Genomic DNA, 22,442 nt, shown 5'->3' with positions numbered 1-22,442 from the left:
CTGTGTAGGAACCGCGATCGGATGCTGAGGCGGGTGCCTCGCGAAGGAGCGGATCATGACCATGACCGAGCAGTCCTCATCGGTGCCGTCGTCGCCGGTCGATGATGAGGTGCCGGGTCCGGCCCGGTCGACTGGTCGGCAGCTGCGGGAGTTGCTGGCCGACGACGTGTGGCTGGATGAGTTGATCGACCGCGCCGAGGCCGGCGGGGTCAGGTTGACCGGCGAGGGCGGGTTCTTGCCGGAGATGATCAAGGCTGTGCTCGAACGAGGCCTGGCCGCGGAATTGACCGGGCACCTGGGCTACGAAGCGGGCGACCCGGCTGGTCGGGGCTCGCCGAACAGTCGGAACGGGCACACCCCGAAAACGCTCTCGACCGAGGTCGGTCCGGTTCCGAGGCTGTCAAGTTTTCTGTGTAAGTCGCGATGTTGATCTTGGGTTGGGGTTGGTCAGCTGATCCTGGGGGTGATGCGGTCGGGGTATTGGATGGCCAGTGCACCGAGCGCGGGTTTCCAACCGGTGGTGACCTGGCCCTCGACGAGCCGGCCCTCGGCGGTGCGTCCGACTCGTTTGCCCTTCTCCGCGGCCCGGTCCCGGGCGCGTTTGTCCTCGATATCGCGGATGGCCAGCCACAGCAGCTTGACCACTGCGTCGTCGTTGGGGAAGTGCCCGCGGTTCTTGATGATCTTGCGGAGCTGGTAGTTCAACGACTCGATCGCGTTCGTGGTGTAGATGATCTTGCGGACCGGCCATGGGAACGCCAGGAACGGGATGAACCGGTCCCAGGCGTCCTGCCAGGTCCGCAGGCAGGCCGGGTAGCGGCGGGCCAGATCGGTCTCGGCGAACGTCAACAGCGCCGTCTCGGCGGCGTCCACGGTCGGGGCGGTGTAGATCGTCTTGAGCTGGGCCACGACAGCCCGCCGGTCGGTGTAGGACACGAACCGCATCGAGGCCCGGATCAGGTGGACCACACACGTTTGGACGGTCGTCCGCGGCCAGGTCGCCTCGATCGCCTCGGGTAGCCCGGTCAGCCCGTCGCAACACACGATCAGCACGTCCTTGACGCCCCGGTTGGCCAGCTCGGCGCAGACCCCGGCCCAGAACTTGGCGCCCTCGGTGGACTGCACCCAGATCCCCAGCACGTGCTTGATCCCGGCCATATCGACGCCGACGGCGATGTACGCGCTCTTGTTCCGAACCTGGTGCCCGTCGCGGACCTTCACCACGATCGCGTCCAGGTACATGATCGGGTAGAGCTCTTCCAACGGCCGGGACTGCCAGGCCTTGACCTCTTCCAGGACCGCGTCGGTGATCTTGCTGATCGTGTCGTGGGACAGCTCGGTGCCCAGTGTCCGGGCCAGATGGGCCTGGATGTCGCGGACGGTCATGCCGCCGGCGTAGAGGCTGATGATCTGCTCGTCCAACCCGCCCAGGCGGCGTTGGCCCTTGGGCACCAGACGCGGCTCGAACGTCGACTTGCGGTCCCGCGGCACGCTCAACGGAACCGGACCGACCTCGGTCGAGAGCGTTTTCGGAGTGTGCCCGTTCCGACTGTTCGGCGAGCCCCGACCAGCCGGGTCGCCCGCTTCGTAGCCCAGGTGCCCGGTCAATTCCGCGGCCAGGCCTCGTTCGAGCACAGCCTTGATCATCTCCGGCAGGAACCCGCCCTCGCCGGTCAGCCGGACCCCGCCGGCCTCGGCGCGGTCGATCAACTCGTCGAGCCACACGTCGTCGGCCAGCAACTCCCGCAGCTGCCGACCAGTCGACCGGGCCGGACCCGGCACCTCATCATCGACCGGCGACGACGGCACCGATGAGGACTGCTCGGTCATGGTCATGATCCGCTCCTTCGCGAGGCACCCGCCTCAGCATCCGATCGCGGTTCCTACACAGACCATCTGACACGCCCGGGCATGCTGTTGCTGGCCGATCGCAACTTCGCCGCCGCCGAACTGATCACCCAGGTCACCGGCACCGGAGCCGACCTGCTGTTCCGGTGCAAGAACAACCGGAAACTCCCGGCGATCGACCGCCGCAGCGACCGATCCTGGTTGTCCAGGATCGGCGCCACCACCGTGCGCGTCATTCGCGCCGACATCGTCGTACACCAGGCCGGTGGACCCCGCCGCACCGAAAGCTACCTGCTGATCACCACCCTCACCGACGAGAAACGTCACCCGGCAAGCGAACTGGTGACCCTCTACCACCAGCGATGGTCGATCGAGACCAGCTACCTGGAACTGAAATCCACCATGCTGGGCGGTCGCGTCCTGCGCGCCCGCACCCCCGACGGCATCACCCAGGAGATCTACGCCCTGCTGACCACCTACCAAGCGCTGCGCACAGCCGTGGCCGACGCCACCAGCACCGCCGACACCGTCGCCGACCGCGCGAGCTTCACCATCGCTCTCAACACCGCCCGCGACCAGATCATCCTCGCCGCCGGAATCATCGCCGACACCACCATCGACCTCGTCGGCAAGATCGGCCAGGCCGTCCTTCACCACCTGCTACCCGCACGCCGCAACCGAACCAGCCCTCGCGTGGTCAAACGCGCAATATCCAAACACCGCGCCAAAGGCCACGTCGACCGCAACAGCTACAAGATCACAATCGCCGTCACCATCAACACGCCGACGTCACCGCCACACTTGACAACGCCCCCAGATCCTTAACTGAGCGGCATTGGGGTTAGGCGGGACGCCACCAGCGGTTGCGGCCGGACAGGGCGAGCAGCTCGGTCAGGTCGTCGGTGCAGCCGGGGACCGGGATCGACGGGGCGAAGGCTTCCGGACGGAACCAGCGGTCCTTGGCCTGCTTGGCCCGGTCCAGGACGGCAGCAAGCAGGTCGTTGGGCAGCTCGTCGTGGGCCCCGATGGCCCGGGCCAGGTCCCAGGCGTGCACGGTCAGGTCCATGGTGACCAACCAGCCCAGATCCTCCAACGTCGATCGGCCGGTGGGAATCGGCGCCGGCACCGACCAGTCGGTGATCGCGGCGAACGCCTGGGTCGAGGAAGCGGAGGCCGCCGCCCAATCGTCGACCAGGGCCGGTCCGTCGACCGTGGTCGCCTGGCTCGGCCGCCCGGTCACCCCGGCCGCGAACCGGTTCTGCACGTTGATCACGTGCCGGACCAGGCGCTGGACGTCCCAGTCGTCGTCGGGGGTCGACGACGTCCATTGACCGGCGCCGACGGCGCGGATCCGGTTGTCGAACTGGCGGACCGCGCTGCGGTAGTACGGCACGAGCATCATGCGCCCACTGCAGCACATCCGGCGCCGTCAGTCACCCAGGAAGCGCTCCGGGTCGGCCAGGAACCGCCGCCACTGGCCGACCAGGGCCAGCTCGGTCCAGTCGGTGCGCCGCATCCCCCAGGAGCCCAGCTCCCACACCTGCGCGCCGGGGGTGGCGGCCAGGATCGGGGAATGGGTCGCGACGATGGCCTGCCGAGTGCCGTCCGCGACCATCTGTTCCAGCAGGTGCACCAAGGCCAGGGTGTTGGTGAAGGAGAGCGCGGACTCCGGCTCGTCCATCAGGTACAGCCCGGGACTGCTGAACCGGGCGGCCAGCATGGCCACGATCGACTCACCGTGCGAAAGCTCGTGGAAGACCGGGTCGGGACCACCGGGATTGGCCTCCAGGTAGGAGTATAGGCCGTGCATCGTCTCGGCCCGCAGGAAGTATCCCCAGCGCGCCGACCCGGGGTTGCGTACGAACGAGAGGCGCTCGGGCAGCGGGGATTCGGTGGCCCGGGTGCGGTGCCGGGCGCCGATCGAGCCGCCTTCGGGCGACATCCCGTAAGCCACCGCGATGCCCTCGACGAGAGTGGATTTTCCGCTGCCGTTCTCGCCGACCAGGATGGTCAACGCACCCGGTTCCAGGCCGTCGGCCAGCAGCTGGCGGACCGCGGGGATCGACCAGGGCCAGCCGTCACCGGCCGCCGGCTCACCGCGGATCGCCCGCAGCGGCCGGGTGGCGGCCTTCTTCGCCACCGTGCGATCAGCTCCGGACACGCAGTTCGCGCAGACCGCGGATGACGAAGAACGGCTCGTACTCCGGCTCGGCCGCCAGCTCGAGCCCGGCGCCGTCGCGGCGCAGTCGGTCGAGCGAGACGGCCACCTCCAGCCGGGCCAGCGGGGCGCCGATGCAGAAGTGGGTGCCGCCACCGAACCCGATGTGACCGGTGTCGCCGCGGCCGATGTCGAACCGATCGGGGTCGGCGAACCGGGCCGGGTCGCGGTTGGCCGACCCGAACAGCATGGCGATCCGCTCCCCCACTCGCAGCTGCTGGCCACCGATCTCGACGCCGTCGTCGAGCACCCAGCGTTCGAACAGCTGCAGCGGGCCGTCCCAGCGGATCATCTCCTCGACCGCGACGCTCGGATCGACCTGCCCCATGACCACCCGGGCCCACTGGTCGGGATGGTGCAGCAGCGCCCGCATCCCGTTGCCCAAGGTGTTGACCGTGGCCTCGTGCCCGGCGTTGAGCAACACGATGACCGTGCCGACGATCTCGTCCTGGGTGAGCCGGTCGCCCTGGTCGGCGATCCCGATGAGCTGAGAGATCAGGTCGTCCCGGGGCGCGGCCCGCCGCTGCGCGATCAGCTCGGTGACGTAGTCGATGAACTCGCCCGCGGCTCGCTCGGCGGCGAACCGATGGGCGTCGTCGGTGCTGATCTCGTACATCTTGACGATGGCGTGCGACCAGTCCAGCAGCCGCGGACCGTCGGTCACCGGCACGCCGAGCAGGGTGCAGATGACCGCGACCGAGAACGGTTGCGCGTAGTCGGCGATCAGGTCGAACTCGCCGCGTGCGCGGGCCGCGCCCAGGGTCTGGTCGCTGTAGTGCTTGATCACCGGGCGCAGCGCGCTGACCGCGCGCGGGGTGAAAACCGCGCTGACCAGGCGGCGCAGCCGGGTGTGGTCGGGCGGTTCCAGGTTCAGCAGCGACCACCGTTCCGACTCGGCCCACCGGGTCCAGCGCGGATCGGGTTCGGGCTGGCCGAAGTCGGCGGCTCGGTAGCGGTGATCGAAGGCCCGGCCGAGCCGGCGATCGCGCAGCGCGGCGTGCACCGGTTCGAACCGGGTGATCAGATGAACCTGTCGCTGCTCGTGCCACTGGATCGGGCCGGCCGCGCGCAGCCGCGCGTACACCGGATACGGGTCGGCCAGAAACTCCGGCGACGACGGGTCGAAACCCAGCTCGGCGGCGGTCATTCCGAGTCCGGCGCCGGGTCAGGGGTCGGGGTCGGGGTCGGGACAGCGTCGGCGGGCGCCACAGCGGGCTCGGCCGACGGTTCGGGCGCGTTGGTGGCCACGCCCCGCGCCGCGTCCGGCCCCCGCTCGAGCAATACCCGGAACCCGGCCTCGTCCAGGATCGGCACGCCCAGGCCCAACGCCTTGTCGTACTTGCTGCCCGGGCTGTCCCCGACCACCACGAACGCCGTCTTGGCCGACACCGAGGCGGCCGCCTTGGCCCCCCGGCTCAGCAGGGCGGCCTTGGCCTCGTCCCGGGAGAAGCCGTCCAGGCCACCGGTGACGACCACCGACAGCCCGGCCAGCGTCTGCTCCGGCCGATCGGTGATCTCGTCCTGCATGCGCACCCCGGCGGCGGCCCACTTGTCCACGATCTGCCGGTGCCAGTCGACGGTGAACCATTCGATGACGGCGTCGGCGATGGTCGGACCGACGCCCTCGGCCGCCGCCAGCTCCTCCTGGGCGGCCGCCCGGATCGCCGGCAGCGAGCCGAACTGCTGGGCCAGCGCCCGGGCCGCGGTCGGCCCGACGTGCCGGATGGACAACGCGACCAGCACCCGCCACAGCGGCTGGTCCTTGCAAATCTGCAGGTTGGCCAGCAGCTTTCGTCCGTTCGCCGACAGCGCGCCGGCCTTGGTGGTGAACAGCGGCACGCCGAGCAGGCGGTCCTCGTCCAGGTCGAAGATGTCGCCCTCGTCGGTGATCGCACCCGCGGCGAGCAGAGCCACCGCCGCCTCGTAGCCCATTCCCTCGATGTCGAACGCACCCCGGCCGGCCAGGTGGAACACCCGCTCCCGCAACTGGGCCGGGCAGGACCGGGAGTTCGGGCAGCGGATGTCGACGTCGTTCTCCTTGGCCGGCGCCAGCGCGGTGCCGCACTCCGGGCAGTGGGTGGGCATGACGAACTCGCGGAGCGTCCGCCCCTCCCGCAGGTCGACGACCGGGCCGAGAATCTCGGGGATGACGTCGCCGGCCTTGCGCACCACGACGGTGTCGCCGATCTGCACGCCCTTGCGACGAACCTCATCCTGGTTGTGCAGGGTCGCCATGCCGACGGTCGACCCGGCGATCAGCACCGGCTCCAGCACGGCGAACGGGGTCACCCGGCCGGTGCGGCCGACGTTGACCTGGATGTCGCGCAGCAGGGTGGTGGCCTCCTCCGGGGGGTACTTGTAGGCGATCGCCCACCGGGGCGCCCGGGAGGTGGACCCCAGCCGGCGCTGCACCGCGACCTCGTCGACCTTGACGACCAGGCCGTCGATGTCATGGGACAGATCGTGCCGGTGCTCGGCCCAGTAGGCGATCCGGTCGGCGACCTCCTGCTCGGTCTGCACCACCTGGTTGTGGTCGGAGATCGGCAGCCCCCACGAGCGCAGCCGGTCGTAGGCCTGCGACTGCCGGGTGATGTCGAACCCGACCCGGGCCCCGATCCCGTGGCAGAGCATGGTCAGCCGCCGGGAGGCGGTCACCCGGGGATCCTTCTGCCGCAGCGACCCGGCCGCGGAGTTGCGGGGGTTGGCGAAGGGCGCCTTGCCGGCGGCCACCAGGGAGGCGTTGAGCTCCTCGAAGGCCTCCAGCGGGAAGAAGACCTCCCCGCGAATCTCCACGAACTCGGGCACGTCGTGGGCGCCGTCGTCGCGCAGCCGTTCGGGGACCGCCGCGATGGTGCGCACGTTGAGCGTGACGTCCTCGCCGACCCGCCCGTCGCCCCGGGTCGCCGCCCGTATCAGGCGGCCCCGCTCGTAGGTGAGATTGACGGCCAGCCCGTCGATCTTGAGCTCGGTCAACCAGCTGACCGGGGTCCCCGCGTCGCGGGCCGTGCGCGCCAGCCAGCCGGCCAGCTCGTCGGCGGAGAACACGTTGTCCAGGCTGAGCAACCGCTCGGCGTGCTCCACCGCGCCGAACTCGGTGGCGAAGCCGCCCCCGACCCGCTGGGTCGGCGAATCCGGCGTGCGCAGCGACGGGTACTGCTCCTCCAGCCCGTCCAGCTCGCGCAGCACCGTGTCGAACTCCCCGTCGGACATCGTGGGGGCGTCCAGCACGTAGTACCGGAACTGGGCGTCGGTGATGATCTGGGTCAGTTCGGCGTGCCGGTGCGCGGCCTCGGGCGGCACCCCGAGTGCCGTCAGCTCGGCGGACTCGGGCAGCGAATCGATGCGCTCACTCACGGGGACAACACTAGGACGAGCCTGTGACAGCGGGCCCTCTGACAGGGTGGGGTCATGACGCTGGACCCGAGTCGGCTGGACTCCGAGTTGCTCACCTTCCTGACCGAACGCCACCTGGCCACCCTGTCCACGGTGCGCCGCGACGGTTCCCTGCACGTGGTCGCGGTCGGCTTCACCTTCGATCCGCAGACCGGGCTGGCCCGGGTCATCACCTCGGACGGGTCGGTGAAGGTGCGCAACGCCGAGCGGGCCGGCGCCGGCGGGGGCCCGCCACGCGCGGCGGTCGGCCAGGTCGACGGGCGGCGGTGGGCCAGCCTGGAGGGCCCGGTACGGGTCAGCCGGGATCCCGATGAGATCCGCGAGGCGGAGCACCGTTACGCCGCGCGCTACCGCACCCCCCGGGTCAACCCGCGCCGGGTGGCGCTGGTGATCGCCGTCGAACGGGTTCTGGGTTCGGGCTGAGCGAGCCGCCCGGCCGCCGTCGGGTATCCGTGGCATGCTTGGTTCACATCGCATCTGCACCGGAGCCGATGGATGCCGGTCTCAGGAGGCCCACCCGTGGACAAGCCGATCGACATGGCGGAGGCGTTCGGTGCCTTCGTCAAGGCGCAACGCCAGCTGGCCAACATCTCCCAGCGCCAACTGGCCAAGGCCAGCGGCATGTCCGACTCCTACCTCAGCCAGATCGAACGGGGCCAGTACAAGCCGTCGGCCGAGGTCCTTCGGGGTATTGCGGGTGCGTTGCACATCCCGCCGGCGGTGCTGTTCGCCCAGTTCGGCCTGCTGGACACCAACGACGAGCAGGCCCCCCGGGTCAGCGTGGAGGAGGCCATCCGGCTGGACGACACGCTCACCCAGGACAAGAAGGACGCCCTGCTGCACATGTATCGGACGCTCCGCGACTCTGCTTGATTTATCAAGCAAAGTGCTTGACATACTTCGGAATGCTTGGCAGACTAAGCACCAGTCACCCGGACAGCACCACCGTCCACCGCCACTTTCTCCGAAGGGATCACTCTGATGACCGATTACGTCGCCGAGGCCACCAAGACCGCCGATGAGTTCCTGGCCACCGTCGCCAAGATCCAGGACAACTTCGTCGAGGCCGTCGCCGCTTTCGTCAAGGCCCTGCCCGAGCTGCCCAAGCCGGCCGTCGAGGTTCCGGTTCCGGCCGACCTGCCCAAGGCCGAAGAGGTCACCGCTGCCGGCTTCGATTTCGCCGAGAAGGTCCTCGCCCAGGGCCGCGCCACCAGCGACAAGCTGTTCGCCGCGCTGGCCCCGGCTGCCTGAGACCGCTTCGGTCTCGCACCGCTGAAACTCACGACCGCCCGGGGGACTACGCGCTCCCGGGTGGTCGTGGCTCCATTTCGCAACATCTGAATCTGCGGCCTGCGCAATCTCCCGCTGGCGGCAACGTCCTGACTGTCCGGTCCGCCGCCCCGACCTCCCGCCGGGGCGGCGCCACCGGGCAGCTGTCCATATGAGAGTGAGAAGGGGCCCCGGACATGAATCAGCGCGTCAGCTTTGCTCCGGCCGCCGGATCCGGAACGCCCCACCATCACACGCAGACTCGCCGGGTGGACTCCCGCTCGACGACTCCCAATATTGCCGACCGTTTCGCCGACCTGCTCGCGCCGTTGAGCCCGCGTCGGCGACGGGGCCTGATCGCCCGCCTGTCCCAGGGGTACTACGAGGGCTGGCGGCCCAGCCGGGCCGAGGTGGCCGAACTCGTCGCCCAGGAACTGCGCAAGAGCCCGCGCTGACCTACCAGGTCTCGGGCAGATCCGGCAACGCGTCGGCCAGCGCCGCGGCCAGTTTCATCGCGCGCACGGCCCACTCCCGATCGGCCTCGGCCAACCCGCAGCAGGGTGTCGGGACGACCGATGCCGCCATGTCCTCGCGCCGGAAGCCCAGGCGGTTCCACGATTCCAGCAAGGGCGCGGCCCACTTGGCCAGCGGCCGATCCGGTTTCCCCGGAGCCGTGGTCGCAATGACGCCGGCCAACAGGATTCCCCCAGAATCGATTAGCTCACCCAAGGCGTCCAGCACCGGCGGACGGTCCCCGACCAGGGTCAGATCCACCGCCAGCGCATCGAATCCGCACGCCCGCAACAACCGCAGCGGCGCCTGCGCGTGACAACAGTGCGCGATGGTCGGCCGATCGCCGACCGCATCGACCACCGTCGCCAACACCTCCTGCACCCGAGCCGCCGGCACCGACCGCACCGTGCCGAAACCACTGGCCGTGGGCAGGCTTCCGGCCAACACCGCCGGCAGCCCCGGCTCGTCGATCTGCAGCACCACGCCGGCCCCGGGAATCCTTCGGGCGAGCTCGGCCAGATGGGCCCGCACCCCTTCGATCAGCGACTCGGCCAGGTCGCGCACCGCACCTGGATCGGTCAGGGCCCGATGCCCGGACGGGAGTTCCAGGCCGGCGGCCAGCGTCCACGGTCCGCAAATCTGCGCCTTGATCCATTCCGCCCCGGCGAACCGTTCCTCGGCCGCGTCCAGATCCCAGGCCAACAAGTCGGCCGCTCGCTGGCTGTCCCGGCCCGGCCGGCGGGAGATCCGCCACCCGGACGGCACCACCTCGGCCCAGATGTCGACCAGCAGACCGGCCGTGCGACCGACCAGATCGGCACCGACCCCGCGGGCCGGCAGCTCGACCAGGTGCGGAAGTTCGGGCAGCTCGACCGCGACCATCGTCGCAGCCTCCCCCGGCGACGTGCCCGGCATCGAGCCGATGCCGGTGGCCGCACCCAGCTGCCAGGCCCGCTTGACCGGGAACTGCGCCAGCAGCGCCGATTCGCTCTCGGCGGCCGGGATCTCCAACCGCGGCACGGCGTCGGTCATCCGCCGGTCCGCACGATCGTGCCGGCCGCGAGCACATACTGATCGGCGGCCGGGCCGGCGCTGGCCGCGTCCGGCGTCGCCCCGCCGTAGAGCACCATGGTCTGACCCGGGGCCACCCCGCGCGCCGCCTGATCCAGGCTCAGCCGCAGCGTTCCGTCCACCAGATCAGCCGAGCCGCCCACCGTGCCGCCGTGCGCCCGCAGCTGAGCCTGCACCCGGATCGGGAAGTCGGGACGGCGGCCACCGGGGAAGACCACCCGATCGGCGACCACCAGCCGGACGTCCAACCCGCTGGCCGGACCGACCGTCACCGTGCGCGTCGTCGGCTCGATCCCCAGCACGTAGCGGGGTCGGCCGTCGGCCGCGGGTCGGGAAAGGCCCAGACCCTTGCGCTGACCGATGGTGTAGGCGAAAAAGCCGTCGTGCTCGGCGATCTGCTCACCCGTCGTGGCGTCGACGACCGCCCCCGGCCGGGCCCCCAGCTTGTCCACCAGGTACCCGTGGGTGTCGCCGTCCGGGATGAAGCAGATGTCGTAGGAATCCGGCTTGGCGGCCACCGCGAACCCGCGCGCCTGGGCCTGCGCCCGGACCTGAGGCTTGGTCAGCTCGCCCAGCGGGAACATGCTGTGCGCCAACTGATCCGGAGTGAGCACGGCCAGCACGTAGGACTGGTCCTTGGCCAGGTCGACGCTGCGGTACAGCGCGCCGTCGATCAGCCGCGCGTAGTGCCCGGTGCAGACGGCGTCGAACCCGAGGGCGATCGCGCGGTCCAGCAGGGCCGCGAACTTGATCTTCTCGTTGCACCGCAGGCACGGGTTGGGGGTGCGCCCGGCGGCGTACTCGGACAGAAAATCGGCGACCACGTCGTCCAGGAAGTCCTCGCTGAAATCCCAGACGTAGAAAGGGATGCCGAGCAGGTCGCAGACCCGTCGGGCGTCGAACGCGTCCTCCACCGTGCAGCAGCCCCGCGATCCGGTGCGCAGCGTGCCGGGCGTGCGGGACAGCGCCATGTGCACGCCGGTCACCTCGTGTCCGGCCTCCACCGCCAGCGCGGCGGCCACCGCCGAGTCGACCCCGCCGCTCATCGCGGCCAGCACCCTCATCGGCCGGCCATCAGCGACGCCGGGCGCCGGCCAGCGCCGCCCGCCGGGATCGCTGCACCGCCGGGCCGATGGCCTGGGCCACGGCCGTCACGTCGTCGATCGTCGAGGTGTGCCCGAAGGTGAACCGCAGTGAGGCCCGCGCGTCCGGCTCGGGCAGGCCCATGGCCAGCAACACGTGCGAGGGCCGGGCCACGCCCGCGGTGCAGGCCGACCCGGTCGAGCATTCGATCCCGGCGGCGTCGAGCAGCATCAACAACGAATCGCCCTCGCACCCGGGGAAGCGCAGATGCGCGTTCCCGGGCAGCCGGGACGGCCCCCCGTCCATCAGCCCGGCCCCCGGGTCTCCGGAGAGCAGGACGTCGGGCACCTGCGCGGTGACCGCCCGGATCAGCTCGTCCCGCAGGGCCGCATGGGCCACCGCGCGTTCGGCCCGATGGGCGACCGCGTCCTGCACGGCGACGGCCAGACCGATGATTCCCGCCTTGTCCAGGGTGCCCGACCGGATGGATCGCTCCTGACCGCCGCCGAACATGATCGGCGCCACCGGGGTGTCCCGGCGCACCAGCAGGGCGCCCACGCCGACCGGACCTCCGATCTTGTGGCCGGTGACGGTCACCGCGTCCACGCCGCTGCGGGCGAAGTCGACCGGAACCTGGCCGATCGCCTGCACCGCGTCGGTGTGGAACGGAATGCCCTGCGTGTGGGCGACCGCGGCCAGTTCGCGGATCGGGTTGACCGTGCCGACCTCGTTGTTGGCCCACATCACGGTGACCAGGGCCACGTCCGCCGGATTCTCCGCGATGGCCGCGGCCAGCGTGTCCGCGTGCACTCGACCGAAGTCGTCGACCTCCAGCCAGGTGACGGCCGCGCCCGCGTCGGCGACCAGGTGCTCGATCACATCCAGCACCGCATGGTGCTCGATGGCCGGGGCGATGATGCGGTGGCGGCGAGGATCGGCCGCGACCCGCGCCCGGTAGATGCCGGCAACCGCGAGATTGTCGGATTCGGTACCCCCAGAGGTGAAGACGACCTCGCTCGGCCGCGCGCCGAGGGCCGCGGCAATGGCCTCACGGGACTCCTCGATCCGGCGCCGGGCCGCCCGTCCGGAGGTATGCAGCGACGAGGCGTTGCCGGTCAGGGTCATCGCCTGGGAGATCGCGGCGATCACCTCCGGCAGAACCGGCGTGGTCGCGGCATGGTCGAGGTACGTCATCGCCCCTCCAGGGTAGGTCCTGATCCCGCGGTACCCCGAATCGAGTTCGATGAACGGTCAAGTCGGATTGCCGAACCGGCCCCCGTCGCTCACCCTGATGGAGGACGGCCGCTCGTCAAGCGGCCCAACGAGGGGACGATCTGCCATGGCTCTTTCGGTGAACCTGGAGAAGGCGCTGGACAAGGCGTACGAGAACGTGAGCCTGCCGGAGATCCTGGCCGCACCGCCGTCGGCCCTGGCCGGCCTGACCGAGAAGCACGACGAATTGCTGGCCGGTCTGGGCATCAAGACCGTGGCCGACCTGGGATCGAACAAGTACTTCGCGTTGGCCGGGGTCCTGGTGGCGCTGTCCGGCAAGACCGGCTGACCCGGTTCAACCACGGCGGCCGGGCCCGACCGCGCCGGCCAGCAGTCGATGGCTGATGCGGTCGTGCGCCCGGGTCGCCGCCCGGGCCCGGTGGCTGGCCCGGTGACCGCCGTCCTGGATCGCCGGGGCGGCCGGTTGCCACCACAGGTCGGCGACCACCGTGCCCGACCGCAGGACCCGCCAGAGCGAGCTGAGCAGATCGTCGTCGCCGACGAAAGCGGCCGACGTGGTCGGCCGGCCCCGGCCGTCGGCGTAGTCGATGGCCACCGGCACGACCGGCGCCGCCGCGTCCACGGCAGCCTGGAAGCCGGCGCGGTAGAAGCCCGCGGGCGGTCCCCCGCAGGTCGTCGTGGCCTCCGGGAAGATCAGTACCCGATGGCCGCGGCGCAGCAGCCCCGCCACCTGATCCACCGCCTCGGGCAGGTCCCGTCCGGTCCGCCGGGGCACGAAGACGGCCCCGATCCGGCGGGCCAGCCCACCGATCACCGGCCAGCGGGCGATCTCGCACTTGGCCACCGGCACCACGGGTGCCGTCGCGGCGATCACCAGGATGTCCACCCAGGACACGTGATTGGCCACCACCAACGCCGCGCCATCGCGCACGACGCCGTGCCGGACCACCCGAATTCCCAACGCCCGCAACAGGATCCGGGACCCGAGCGACGCCGCGACGCCGGCCCGACCGATCCGCCCGTACCGCGGCCCGAGCGCCCCGACCAGCACCAGCCCGCTGGCCAGCACCATCGCGCCGCCGGTCAGCGCCAGGCGGGCAAGCGCGGCCGGGCGGGTGCGGCCCGATTCGTCGTGGACACAGGACGTCGAACACGGCCGCGTCATGCTCACCCGCCGGTCGCCGAGAACCGCTGGAGATACTGCTGGTCGGCCGCTTCCAGATCGAGCAGCATGAGAAAGTCGGCCGTGCCGAACATCTCGTCGTGCCCCGGCGGGCCGCAGACCTTGGCGCCCAGCCGCAGGTAGCCGGCCACCAGCGGCGGCACGGTCAACTCGGTGGCCCGGGGCAGCCGTCCGATCGGCACCGGCCGGCGGGGCCGGCAACGCCGGTGCGCCGGGGCCAGGTGGTCGCGCAACGCCAGATCCCAGAAGGCCGCGGCCGACCGACCCCCGTCGGTCAGCGGCATCGACGCGCAGCCGAGCAGGTAGCGATAGCCGGTGAGATTGAGGTACCCGGCGATTCCCCGCCACAGCATCGAGATCGCCGGTCCGCCACGATGATCGGCGCGGACGCAGGCCCGGCCGACCTCCACCGTGCGGTCCAGGATCGACTCCATCGGCATCAGGCCGAACTGGCCGTCCGCGTAGAGCCCGCGGGAGCGTGGGTCATGGTCGTTGCTGTGCGGCGGGAGCAGACGGTAGGTGCCGACCGCCTCGGCCGGCCGGCCCGGCGCACTGTGCCACAGCACCAGGTGGTCACACAGGTCGTCGAACCCGTCGGCGTCCAGGCCGGGCGGTCCGGGAGTCACCGCCCCCATCTCGAGGGCGAACACGTGGTAGCGCAACGATTGCGCCGCGATCACGTCGGCCTGGCTGGAGGCCAGCCGCAGGCTGTAACGGTCGCGTTCGAACGGACGGGGCAGGGACGCCGACGGCGGCGCCGGCAGGTGCATCTGGCTGATCGTCACGATGATGCAGCGTGACGAGACCAGGCCAGCACCCGCCGACGCCGCCGTGGCCGCGTCCTGACGGACAGGTGAACTTCTGGGCGAATCAGCCCTTGCGGGCGCGCACCGCCTGGGCGAACTGGGGCGCGACGGCGAACAGATCACCGACGACCCCGAAGTCGGAGATCTCGAAGATCGGCGCCTCGGCGTCCTTGTTCACCGCGACGATGGTCTTGGAGGTCTGCATGCCGGCGCGGTGCTGGATGGCCCCCGAGATGCCCAGGGCGACATAGACCTGGGGCGAGACGGTGGTACCGGTCTGGCCGACCTGGAACTGGGGCGGGTAGTACCCGGAGTCGACCGCGGCCCGGGAGGCGCCGACCGCGCCGCCGAGCGCGTCGGCCAGTTCCTCGACCACCTTGAAGTTCTCGGCCGAGCCGACGCCACGGCCGCCGGACACCACGACCGAGGCCGAGGCCAGCTCGGGCCGGTCACCGGCGGGTTCGGGGTGGTCGGCGACGATCACCGCGGAGATGGCCGGGTCGACCGTGACTGTCAGCGGGGACACCGCCGGCGAGGCGGCCGGGGCGGCGCCGTCGATCGCGCCCGGTCGCACGGTGACGATGGGCGTGCCCTTGGCCACCTTGGCGCGCACCGTGTAGGCGCCGCCGAAGACCGAGTGGGTGGCCACCACCGTGCCGCCGTCGGCGGCCACGTCGACGACGTCGGCCAGCAGCCCGGAATCGATCCGCACCGCCAGCCGGCCGGCCACCTCTCGGCCCTCGACCGTCGCGGCGAGCAGGATCGCGACCGGGTCACCGGCGGCGGTCGCCGCCGCGGCCAGGCCGGCCACGGCCGGGGTGACCAGCAGGCTGGTCGCCTCGTCGGACTCGGCCGCGTAGACCTTGGCCGCACCCAACGCACCCAGCTCGGTGGCCAGCGCGTCGGCGGTACCGGGCTTGCCGACCACCACCGCGGCCGGTTCGCCCAGCCGCGCGGCGGCGGCCAGCAGTTCACCGGTCACCTTGGCGATCGCCCCGTCGTGCTGCTCGACGAGAACCAGAACTTCGGACATCTGTCTCTCCTTCTCAGATCAACCGGGCCGCGGCGAGGAACTCGGTGGCCTGGGTGCCACCGGTTCCGTCGTCGGTGACCTTCTCGCCGGACTGCTTGGGGGGCCGGGGAGCGGCGTCGAGCACGACGGTCGCCGCATTGGCCAGGCCGGCCGCGTCCAGACCGAGGTCGGCGATGCCGAGCACGGTGACCGGCTTCTTCTTGGCCGCCATGATCCCCTTGAACCCCGGGTAGCGGGGCTCGTTGATCTTCTCGGTGACCGAGACCAGGGCGGGCAGGGTCGCGGTGACCTCGCTGTAGCCGCCGTCGCGGACCCGCTCGGCCCGCACGGTGGTGCCGTCGATCTCCAGGCTGCGCACGGAGGTGACCTGGGGCAGTCCCAGCCGTTCGGCCAGCATGGAGGGCACCGAGCCGGTGCGACCGTCGGTGGATTCGTTACCGGTGATGACCAGATCGACCGACAGGGTGCCGATCGCCGCAGCCAGCGCGGCGGACGTCTGCAGCGCGTCCGAGCCGGCCAGGCCGTCGTCGGTGACATGGACGGCCTTGTCGGCGCCCATGGCCAGCGCCTTGCGCAGTGATTCGGTGGCCCGGTCCGGGCCCATGGTGACCACGGTCACCTCGCCGCCGTGCTGCTCGACCAGCTGCAGCGCGGCCTCGACGCCGCGGGCGTCGATCTCATCGATGACTGCGTCCGCGGCATCCCGGTCCAGGGTCCAGTCGGCATCCTTGAGTACTCGCTCGGACCAGGTGTCCGGGACCTGCTTGATCAGAACGGCAATGTTCATCGCCGGCATTCACCCCTCATGACTTGGAGGAAATCCATCATGCCCGCCGGTACCACAGTCACGGTCACCCGGCTAAGTTACTGGCCAGTAGCTTACGCCATTGGCGGGTCGGCCGGGGCGATGGCAGGCTGACCGCTATGAACCCGACGCCGGTGATCATGGACGTGGACACCGGCATCGACGACGCGTTTGCGCTGATGTTCGCCGTGCGGCACCCGGCCATCGACCTGCGCGCGGTGACCTGTGTCGGCGGCAACACCGGTGTCGACCAGGTGCTGGCCAATACCTGTTACGTGCTCGACGCGGCCGGCGCCGGCGAGATCCCGCTGGGCCGCGGCGCGCCCCAGCCCCTGCTGGCCGCGCCCGCTGACGCCGGCCGGTTCCACGGCAGCGACGGCCTCGGCGGATTCTCCCGACAATCGGACCGGCGGATCGATCGGCGGTCGGCGGTGGACCTGCTGCGGCACGAGCTGTCGTCGGCGGTGGCCACCGGTGAGCCGATCACCCTGGTCGCCACCGCTCCCCTGACCACCATCGCCCTGCTGCTGCGGGCCCATCCCGAGGTGGCCGGCGGCATCGAACGCCTGGTCTTCATGGGCGGCGCGGCCGGGCCCGGCAACGTGACCGCGGTCGCCGAACACAATGTCTTCCACGACCCCGAGGCGGCCGCCATCACCCTGGCCGCCGCCCGCGACCTGGACATTCCGGTGACCATGTACGGGCTCGAGGTGTTCGGGCAGGTGCTGGTCGACCGGGAGCAGGCCGCCCGGCTGCGCTCGCACCTCGACCCGGCCTGCCAACTCGCCGGGGCGTTGATCGATGCCCGGTGCACGCTGCTCGACGTGGACGCGATCACCATCGGCGACGCCGGCACCGTCTGCGCGGTCGCCGACCCGGACGGCCTGACCACCCATCGCCACCCGGTGCGGGTCGACACCGGCTTCGGCTACTCCCGCGGGCAGACTATCGTCGACCGGCGCGAGTCGACGGTCGACCGGGTGCGACTGCCCGGCTTCCTCGCCCCCACCGAGGTGGACGTCGCCGAGCACGTGGACGCCCGCGGGTATGCCGATCTGTGGTTGCGCACGCTGCTGGGCTGAGCCCCGCTCCCGGCGGCCTCCCCGCGCGGATCAACTGCGACTGCGCGGATCAACCGGCACCGAATGTGACTGGTGTGACGGGAGTCAACGACTTCAGCCGCGCGGCCCGGACCGCCCTGGTGTCGCCACGGCGCCGCCGGCTGGTCCGGCGGCAGGCAGCGCCCGCGCGGATCAACCCACACCGAATGGGCTCTCCTGCTGAATCAGTGGGTCGTTTGTTGGGGTGGGGAATGGCAACACGCCGCTCCCGCGCCTAGGTTCTGGGGCTGTCTGAAGGTCCCGGGACGGTGGGCGGAGAGCGGCGTGCGCGGAAACAGGGTATGGCATCGGGCGTTGGGCCTGATGGGGGCGATCGTTGAGGACGTCGACGTCGATGATCCGGACTTGATCGTGGTGCGGGTCCGGCCAGTGAAGAGGTGGGCGGGGCGGTGTGGCCGGTGTCGACGCCGGTCGCCGTGGTACGACCGGGGCGCCGGCCGTCGGCAGTGGCGGACGGTGGACGTGGGGTTGTCCCGGGCGGTGGTGGAGGCTGAGGCCCCTCGGGTGTCGTGCCGTGAGCATGGTGTGGTCGTTGCGCATGTGCCCTGGGCCAGGCACGGCGCGGGCCACACCCTGGTGTTCGACCGGACCGTGGCGTGGTTGGCCACTCAGACCTCGAAGACGGCCACGACCCAGCTGTTGCGGATCAGTTGGCGCACTGTCGGGGCGATCGTGTCTCGGTACTGGGCCGATCATGAACGGTTGCAGGACCGGTTACGCGGGGTCCGCCGCCTCGGGATCGATGAGATCTCCTACAAGCGTGGCCACCGGTTCCTCACGGTCGTGGTGGACCACGACACCGGTCACTTGTTGTGGGCGGCACCCGGTCGGGACTCGGCAACGTTGCACCAGTTCTTCGATCTTCTGGGCCCGGATCGGTGCGCTCTGCTGACCCATGTCTCGGCCGACGGCGCCACCTACATCAGCACGGTCGTCAAGCAGCGATGCCCGAACGCGGTCCGGTGTGCTGACCCGTTCCATGTTGTTGGGTGGGCTACCGACGCCTTGGACAAGCTACGACGCATCGTGATCAGCACGGCCCGTCGGCAGGCCCGCCGGGCCGCCGTCGACCGCATCGCGGGCGGCTCGAGCCCGGTCGTCACTGCCGGGCAAGCCGGCGCTGACCTGGTCAAGGGCATGGCCGGGGCCCGGTCGGCGTTGCTGCGAAACTCGGAGGACCTCACCGAGAATCAGCAGGTCAAACTGGCCTGGATCGCGCTGACCGACCCCGACCTGCACCGCGCGTATCTGCTCAAGGAAGGCCTTCGACTGATCTTCAAACTGCCGGTCGAGCAGGCCGCCACCGCCCTGGAGAACTGGATCACCTGGGCGCGGACCGCCGGCATCGGACTGTTCAGCAGCCTGGCGAAACGGATCACTCGACATCGAGCCAGCATCCTGGCCGCGATCGAGCACCACATGTCCAACGGCCGCGTCGAGTCCGTCAACGCCAAGATCAGGCTGATCACCCGAGTCGCGTTCGGGTTCGCCTCTCCACACGCCCTCATAGCCCTGGCTATGCTCCGGCTGGGCGGACACCGCCCAGCACTCCCAGGCCGCGGCTAACCCACAGACACGGCAGGAGAGCCACCGAATGTGACTGGTGTGACGGGAATCAACGACTTCAGCCGCGCCGGGGAAGTTGATCCGCGCGAGAGGCGGGGGGTCAGTCGGGGACGCCGATGTCCTCGTTCCACAGGGACGGCCGGTCGGCGATGAAGGCGGTCATCATGGCCACGCACTCCGGGTCGTCCAGGACGGTGACCTCGACTCCGCGGGCGCGCAGCAGTTCCTCGCCGCCGTAGAACGTCTGGTTCTCACCGACGATCACCCGCGGGATCTTGTACAGCAGGATCGCACCGGTGCACATGTCGCAGGGCGACAAGGTGGTGACCATGACGGACCTCGCGTACACGGTGGCCGGCAGCCGTCCCGCGTTCTCCAGGCAGTCGGTCTCGCCGTGCCGGATGGCACTGCCCAGCTGGACGCGCTTGTTCCACCCGGTGGCCAGCACGCCCCCGTCCACGATCAACGCCGCCCCGATCGGAATGCCGCCCTCGGCCAGCCCCTGCCGGGCCGCGCGCACCGCCGCAGCCAGATAGTCGGCGTCCCCTGGTGTTCCGCTCACCCGTGCTCTCCCGTCAGCTCCAGCAACGCTTCGACGGCGGCCAGGCCGCCGAGTCCCGACACTCCCCCACCGCGCCGGGATCCGGCCCCGGCCAACAGGATCCGGCGTGATCCGGGAACCTCGACGCCGTAGGCGGCGGCCGGAGTCTCGGCCGGGAACCCGTCGGCCAGCCAGGGCCAGCTCAGGTCGTCGTGAAAGATGTTGCCGCCCGGCATCGCCAGGCTGCGCTCCAGGTCGACCGGGGTGGCGACCTCGACGCAGGGCTCGCCGTGCTCGTCCCGGGCCAGGCAGTCCAGCAGCGGTTCGGCCAGGTGCTGCTGCAGGGCGATCAGCGCCCCCTGGGCGGCGGCCGACCGGGCCTGGTCGGGATTCTCCCGGAACAGCCCGACCGGAGTGTGCAGCCCGAACAGGGTCAGCGTTGCCCCCGGATGCCCGTTCATGATCGACGGGTCGGTCAGCGAATGGCAGTACACCTCGGACGGCACCATCGCCGGCAGGCTGCCGGCGGCGGTGATTGCGTGCGCGGCCTCCAGCTCGGACAGTTCCTCGTTCAGATGCATGGTGCCGGCGAAGGCCACCCGCGGGTCCATCCCGGACTTGAGCCGGGGCAACCGGTCCAGCAACATGTTGATCTTGACCTGGGCGCCGACCGGATCCTCGGCCTCCCGGCCCAGGCACCGATCAAGGACCGCCGGGGCGATCGCGGCGAGCACGTGCGCGGCCTGGAAGGTGACCTGCTCACCGTCCCGCTCGGCCGTGACCGTCACCTGTGTCGCGCCCTCGTCGATGGCGATCGCCTCGGTGCCGGCCTGGATCTCGACGCCGAGCTGGCGGGCCCGGCGAATCAGGGCGTCGGTCAGCGCCCCCATTCCGCCGATCGGGACCAGCCATTCACCGGTGCCCCGCCCGATCAGGTGATACAGAAAGCACCGGTTGGCCAGCAGCTCCGGCGCGAACAACGAGGTGTGGGTGCCGATCAAACCGTCGGTGGCCACCACCCCGCGCACCGTGTCGTCCCGGAAGCGCCGCTCGATCATGGCGCCGAGCGGCTGCTCGACCAGGTCGGTCCATAGCTGCGAACCGGCCGCCGCGACGACCGCGTCGGCTACCTCGCTGCGCCGGCGCAGCGGGCCGGTCAGCGCCGGGGCGACCACCCCGGCCAGCGTGTGCAGTTGCCCGTACAGCTCCCGCCAGGCCGCGAAGTCCTCGTCCGAACCGGTGACCTCGCGGAACGAGTCCTCCGTGCGTGACCCCAGGTTGCGCTCGACCAGCAGTCCGGTGGCGGCCCCGCCGCGCATCACCGGCGTGTAGGACGAGACCGCCCGCGAGGCCAGCGGTACGGCGACACCGAGCCGGCGGATCAGCTCGTCCGGCATCAGCGCCACCAGATACGAGTACCGGGAGAGCCGCACCGGATGCGGCGGGAACACCCGCTCGCCCACCGTCGCCCCGCCCGGGGCCGCCGAACGTTCCAGCAGGGTCACCGTCCGGCCGGCGGTGGCCGCGAGAATCGCGGCCACCAGACCGTTGTGACCGCCGCCGAGCACCAGCACGTCCGGATTCACGCTGTCGCCCCTCGAATGGCCATGGCTCGCTGGTACTCCCGTTCGACAGTGGCGAGCACCGTGGACCAGGCGGTCGGCGGTGCGGTGGTGCGATTGTGCTCGGCGATCGAGGCCCGCAGGCCGGCGTCGGCGGCCAGTTCGACCAGCGCGTCGGACATCTGGGCGTCGTCGTCGGCGAGCAGTCCCTCCTGCCGGTCGGCCACGAACTCGGTGATGCCGGTGGCCCGCATGGCCACCACGGGCAGGCCGGCGCACCGGGCCTCGAGGGCGGCGATGCCGAACGACTCCAGATGCGCGGGGGCCAGGAAAACGTCGGCCCGCCGATAGATCTCGGTCAGCTCGGCCCGGTCGACCCGTCCGGCCAGCCGGACCGTGTCGGTCATCTGGTGCCGGTGCACGTAGCGGCGCATGCGAGGCATCAGCTTGCCGTCACCGAACACGGTGAGCCGCAGCGTGACCGGCGACTGCTGCTGGGTGAGCCGGGTTTGCGCGGCGCGGACCATGGCCAGCATCGGCAGTGGGCGCTTGCGCACGGACAGCCGCATGGTGCTGACCACCTCGACCACCGCCGGATCCCGTTCGACCGGCTCGATCGCCCAGTCCTGGGGGTCGAGCCCGTTGGGCACCACGGTCACCGGGCCTCCGGTGCGGGCCCGCAGCGGCGCCGCGGCGGCCTGGCTGACCGCGCTCAACGCGATCCGGCGAGCGATCTCCGGCGTCGCCCAGGGGGTCAGGCTGTCCGGCAGCCGGAATCGGGCCGGCAGGCAGTGCACGGTGACCGCCACCGGGAACCCCAGCTCCAGCGCGACCCGCACGCCGGCCGCCGCGAACGGCGAGCCCACCCCGGCATGCACGTGCACCAGGTCGTAGTCGCCGGCCCGCAGCGCCTTGCGGATCGGCCGGGACGGGATCGGGTTGTTGGCGATCTCGGCCGGCAGCGGGATGCCGAAGCGATGGATGGGCACCGGGAACGTCCGGCCGGCCATCCGGCGCGGCAGCGGGGTCGCCGTGATCACCTCGGGAGTCAGGCCCTGCGCCTGCTGCCGCCGGGTCAGATCGTTGACCTGGATCTCGATGCCGCCCAGCCGCGGAACGAAACAGTCGGAGATGTGCGCCACCCGCACGATCGCAGCGCCTCCCCTCGACTGGCCCGGAGATCACCCCGGCCGCGAC

General features: G+C 70.9%; 23 protein-coding genes and 1 pseudogene. 9 read left to right on the top strand and 15 right to left on the bottom strand.

Annotation, left to right across the window (positions count from 1 at the left end; all coding sequences use genetic code 11):
* Window positions 1-55: 55 nt before the first annotated feature.
* Window positions 56-391: pseudogene (locus NAMU_RS27110) on the top strand (transposase); the annotation flags it as partial.
* 56 nt (window positions 392-447) lie between these two features.
* Here NAMU_RS27110 and NAMU_RS07265 read toward each other — a convergent pair.
* Window positions 448-1,830 carry an IS256 family transposase gene (locus NAMU_RS07265; protein WP_407669224.1) on the bottom strand — a complete coding sequence of 461 codons (1,383 nt, stop codon included), beginning with the start codon at window positions 1,828-1,830 and terminating at the stop codon, window positions 448-450.
* Window positions 1,831-1,911: 81 nt separating this feature from the next.
* Between NAMU_RS07265 and NAMU_RS07260 the strand changes: the two genes are divergently transcribed.
* Window positions 1,912-2,673: a transposase gene (locus NAMU_RS07260; protein ID WP_052307844.1), complete on the top strand. Its 762-nt coding sequence runs from the start codon at window positions 1,912-1,914 to the stop codon at window positions 2,671-2,673.
* A 16-nt stretch (window positions 2,674-2,689) separates the two neighbouring features.
* Here NAMU_RS07260 and NAMU_RS07255 read toward each other — a convergent pair whose 3' ends face one another.
* From NAMU_RS07255 to ligA, 4 genes are read right to left on the bottom strand one after another with little or no spacing between them, the layout of a single operon-like run.
* Window positions 2,690-3,250: a TIGR03086 family metal-binding protein gene (locus tag NAMU_RS07255; protein ID WP_015746761.1), complete on the bottom strand. Its 561-nt coding sequence runs from the start codon at window positions 3,248-3,250 to the stop codon at window positions 2,690-2,692.
* Between the two features lie 27 nt (window positions 3,251-3,277).
* A complete protein-coding gene (locus NAMU_RS07250) occupies window positions 3,278-3,988 on the bottom strand; it encodes an AAA family ATPase (RefSeq protein WP_015746760.1) in 711 nt (236 codons plus the stop codon).
* A gap of 7 nt (window positions 3,989-3,995) precedes the next feature.
* Window positions 3,996-5,213, bottom strand: coding sequence for a cytochrome P450 (locus tag NAMU_RS07245; RefSeq protein WP_015746759.1), 1,218 nt, complete (start codon window positions 5,211-5,213; stop codon window positions 3,996-3,998).
* Complete coding sequence (gene ligA, locus NAMU_RS07240) at window positions 5,210-7,420, bottom strand: NAD-dependent DNA ligase LigA (RefSeq protein WP_015746758.1); 2,211 nt, start codon at window positions 7,418-7,420, stop codon at window positions 5,210-5,212. The genes NAMU_RS07245 and ligA overlap by 4 nt, the downstream gene beginning before the upstream one ends.
* A gap of 54 nt (window positions 7,421-7,474) precedes the next feature.
* On the opposite strand from ligA, the gene NAMU_RS07235 reads away from it, so the two are divergent.
* The 4 genes from NAMU_RS07235 to NAMU_RS07220 all read left to right on the top strand — a co-directional run bounded on the left by NAMU_RS07235 (window position 7,475) and on the right by NAMU_RS07220 (window position 9,183).
* The gene (locus NAMU_RS07235) at window positions 7,475-7,882 is read left to right on the top strand and encodes a pyridoxamine 5'-phosphate oxidase family protein (protein ID WP_015746757.1); all 408 of its coding nucleotides are present in this window, start codon (window positions 7,475-7,477) and stop codon (window positions 7,880-7,882) included.
* Between the two features lie 96 nt (window positions 7,883-7,978).
* Window positions 7,979-8,332 (top strand): helix-turn-helix domain-containing protein, encoded by a 354-nt coding sequence (locus NAMU_RS07230; RefSeq protein ID WP_015746756.1) that lies wholly within the window; start codon window positions 7,979-7,981, stop codon window positions 8,330-8,332.
* A 108-nt stretch (window positions 8,333-8,440) separates the two neighbouring features.
* The gene (locus tag NAMU_RS07225; protein ID WP_015746755.1) at window positions 8,441-8,710 is read left to right on the top strand and encodes a hypothetical protein; all 270 of its coding nucleotides are present in this window, start codon (window positions 8,441-8,443) and stop codon (window positions 8,708-8,710) included.
* Between the two features lie 287 nt (window positions 8,711-8,997).
* On the top strand, window positions 8,998-9,183 hold the full coding sequence (locus NAMU_RS07220; protein WP_041368537.1) for a hypothetical protein: 186 nt from the start codon (window positions 8,998-9,000) through the stop codon (window positions 9,181-9,183).
* Between the two features lies 1 nt (window position 9,184).
* Here the strand turns inward: NAMU_RS07220 and NAMU_RS07215 are convergent, their stop codons facing one another.
* From NAMU_RS07215 to NAMU_RS07205, 3 genes are read right to left on the bottom strand one after another with little or no spacing between them, the layout of a single operon-like run.
* Window positions 9,185-10,273, bottom strand: a complete 1,089-nt coding sequence (locus tag NAMU_RS07215; RefSeq protein WP_015746753.1) for a uroporphyrinogen decarboxylase/cobalamine-independent methonine synthase family protein — start codon at window positions 10,271-10,273, stop codon at window positions 9,185-9,187.
* A complete protein-coding gene (gene mnmA / locus NAMU_RS07210) occupies window positions 10,270-11,376 on the bottom strand; it encodes a tRNA 2-thiouridine(34) synthase MnmA (RefSeq protein ID WP_015746752.1) in 1,107 nt (368 codons plus the stop codon). The genes NAMU_RS07215 and mnmA overlap by 4 nt, the downstream gene beginning before the upstream one ends.
* A 10-nt stretch (window positions 11,377-11,386) precedes the next feature.
* The gene (locus tag NAMU_RS07205; RefSeq protein ID WP_015746751.1) at window positions 11,387-12,589 is read right to left on the bottom strand and encodes a cysteine desulfurase family protein; all 1,203 of its coding nucleotides are present in this window, start codon (window positions 12,587-12,589) and stop codon (window positions 11,387-11,389) included.
* Window positions 12,590-12,734: 145 nt separating this feature from the next.
* On the opposite strand from NAMU_RS07205, the gene NAMU_RS07200 reads away from it, so the two are divergent.
* A complete protein-coding gene (locus NAMU_RS07200) occupies window positions 12,735-12,956 on the top strand; it encodes a hypothetical protein (protein WP_015746750.1) in 222 nt (73 codons plus the stop codon).
* Window positions 12,957-12,962: 6 nt separating this feature from the next.
* Here NAMU_RS07200 and NAMU_RS07195 read toward each other — a convergent pair whose 3' ends face one another.
* The 4 genes from NAMU_RS07195 to NAMU_RS07180 form a co-directional block, all read right to left on the bottom strand.
* Entirely contained in the window at window positions 12,963-13,793 is an 831-nt protein-coding gene (locus NAMU_RS07195) for a lysophospholipid acyltransferase family protein (protein ID WP_052307842.1), read from the bottom strand.
* A 2-nt stretch (window positions 13,794-13,795) separates the two neighbouring features.
* Window positions 13,796-14,596: a GNAT family N-acetyltransferase gene (locus tag NAMU_RS07190; RefSeq protein WP_041368534.1), complete on the bottom strand. Its 801-nt coding sequence runs from the start codon at window positions 14,594-14,596 to the stop codon at window positions 13,796-13,798.
* A gap of 85 nt (window positions 14,597-14,681) precedes the next feature.
* A complete protein-coding gene (locus NAMU_RS07185; RefSeq protein WP_015746747.1) occupies window positions 14,682-15,650 on the bottom strand; it encodes an electron transfer flavoprotein subunit alpha/FixB family protein in 969 nt (322 codons plus the stop codon).
* A gap of 13 nt (window positions 15,651-15,663) precedes the next feature.
* Window positions 15,664-16,437 (bottom strand): electron transfer flavoprotein subunit beta/FixA family protein, encoded by a 774-nt coding sequence (locus NAMU_RS07180; protein ID WP_041370005.1) that lies wholly within the window; start codon window positions 16,435-16,437, stop codon window positions 15,664-15,666.
* Between the two features lie 137 nt (window positions 16,438-16,574).
* On the opposite strand from NAMU_RS07180, the gene NAMU_RS07175 reads away from it, so the two are divergent.
* Both NAMU_RS07175 and NAMU_RS07170 read left to right on the top strand, forming a co-directional pair.
* The gene (locus NAMU_RS07175; RefSeq protein ID WP_015746745.1) at window positions 16,575-17,537 is read left to right on the top strand and encodes a nucleoside hydrolase; all 963 of its coding nucleotides are present in this window, start codon (window positions 16,575-16,577) and stop codon (window positions 17,535-17,537) included.
* A 303-nt stretch (window positions 17,538-17,840) separates the two neighbouring features.
* Window positions 17,841-19,142: an ISL3 family transposase gene (locus tag NAMU_RS07170; RefSeq protein ID WP_015746744.1), complete on the top strand. Its 1,302-nt coding sequence runs from the start codon at window positions 17,841-17,843 to the stop codon at window positions 19,140-19,142.
* 100 nt (window positions 19,143-19,242) lie between these two features.
* On the opposite strand, the gene NAMU_RS07165 is transcribed toward NAMU_RS07170, so the two are convergent.
* From NAMU_RS07165 to NAMU_RS07155, 3 genes are read right to left on the bottom strand one after another with little or no spacing between them, the layout of a single operon-like run.
* Entirely contained in the window at window positions 19,243-19,704 is a 462-nt protein-coding gene (locus tag NAMU_RS07165; protein WP_015746743.1) for a nucleoside deaminase, read from the bottom strand.
* Window positions 19,701-21,269, bottom strand: coding sequence for a phytoene desaturase family protein (locus tag NAMU_RS07160; protein ID WP_015746742.1), 1,569 nt, complete (start codon window positions 21,267-21,269; stop codon window positions 19,701-19,703). The genes NAMU_RS07165 and NAMU_RS07160 overlap by 4 nt, the downstream gene beginning before the upstream one ends.
* Window positions 21,266-22,387 carry a glycosyltransferase family 4 protein gene (locus NAMU_RS07155; protein WP_138179993.1) on the bottom strand — a complete coding sequence of 374 codons (1,122 nt, stop codon included), beginning with the start codon at window positions 22,385-22,387 and terminating at the stop codon, window positions 21,266-21,268. The genes NAMU_RS07160 and NAMU_RS07155 overlap by 4 nt, the downstream gene beginning before the upstream one ends.
* Window positions 22,388-22,442: the final 55 nt, after the last annotated feature.

This window comes from Nakamurella multipartita DSM 44233 (assembly GCF_000024365.1).
GTDB lineage: Bacteria > Actinomycetota > Actinomycetes > Mycobacteriales > Nakamurellaceae > Nakamurella > Nakamurella multipartita.
The sequence above is the reverse complement of the archived record's forward strand: the minus strand, read 5'-3'. Positions and strand labels throughout refer to the sequence as shown.

What these genes read in the sequence shown, in the direction of transcription:
- NAMU_RS07265 (WP_407669224.1), bottom strand. Translation starts at nt 1,830, where the DNA reads ATGACCGAGCAGTCCTCATCGGTGCCGTCGTCGCCGGTCGATGATGAG.
- NAMU_RS07260 (WP_052307844.1), top strand. Translation starts at nt 1,912, where the DNA reads ATGCTGTTGCTGGCCGATCGCAACTTCGCCGCCGCCGAACTGATCACC.
- NAMU_RS07255 (WP_015746761.1), bottom strand. Translation starts at nt 3,250, where the DNA reads ATGATGCTCGTGCCGTACTACCGCAGCGCGGTCCGCCAGTTCGACAAC.
- NAMU_RS07245 (WP_015746759.1), bottom strand. Translation starts at nt 5,213, where the DNA reads ATGACCGCCGCCGAGCTGGGTTTCGACCCGTCGTCGCCGGAGTTTCTG.
- NAMU_RS07235 (WP_015746757.1), top strand. Translation starts at nt 7,475, where the DNA reads ATGACGCTGGACCCGAGTCGGCTGGACTCCGAGTTGCTCACCTTCCTG.
- NAMU_RS07225 (WP_015746755.1), top strand. Translation starts at nt 8,441, where the DNA reads ATGACCGATTACGTCGCCGAGGCCACCAAGACCGCCGATGAGTTCCTG.
- NAMU_RS07215 (WP_015746753.1), bottom strand. Translation starts at nt 10,273, where the DNA reads ATGACCGACGCCGTGCCGCGGTTGGAGATCCCGGCCGCCGAGAGCGAA.
- mnmA (WP_015746752.1), bottom strand. Translation starts at nt 11,376, where the DNA reads ATGAGGGTGCTGGCCGCGATGAGCGGCGGGGTCGACTCGGCGGTGGCC.
- NAMU_RS07205 (WP_015746751.1), bottom strand. Translation starts at nt 12,589, where the DNA reads ATGACGTACCTCGACCATGCCGCGACCACGCCGGTTCTGCCGGAGGTG.
- NAMU_RS07200 (WP_015746750.1), top strand. Translation starts at nt 12,735, where the DNA reads ATGGCTCTTTCGGTGAACCTGGAGAAGGCGCTGGACAAGGCGTACGAG.
- NAMU_RS07195 (WP_052307842.1), bottom strand. Translation starts at nt 13,793, where the DNA reads ATGACGCGGCCGTGTTCGACGTCCTGTGTCCACGACGAATCGGGCCGC.
- NAMU_RS07185 (WP_015746747.1), bottom strand. Translation starts at nt 15,650, where the DNA reads ATGTCCGAAGTTCTGGTTCTCGTCGAGCAGCACGACGGGGCGATCGCC.
- NAMU_RS07180 (WP_041370005.1), bottom strand. Translation starts at nt 16,437, where the DNA reads ATGAACATTGCCGTTCTGATCAAGCAGGTCCCGGACACCTGGTCCGAG.
- NAMU_RS07175 (WP_015746745.1), top strand. Translation starts at nt 16,575, where the DNA reads ATGAACCCGACGCCGGTGATCATGGACGTGGACACCGGCATCGACGAC.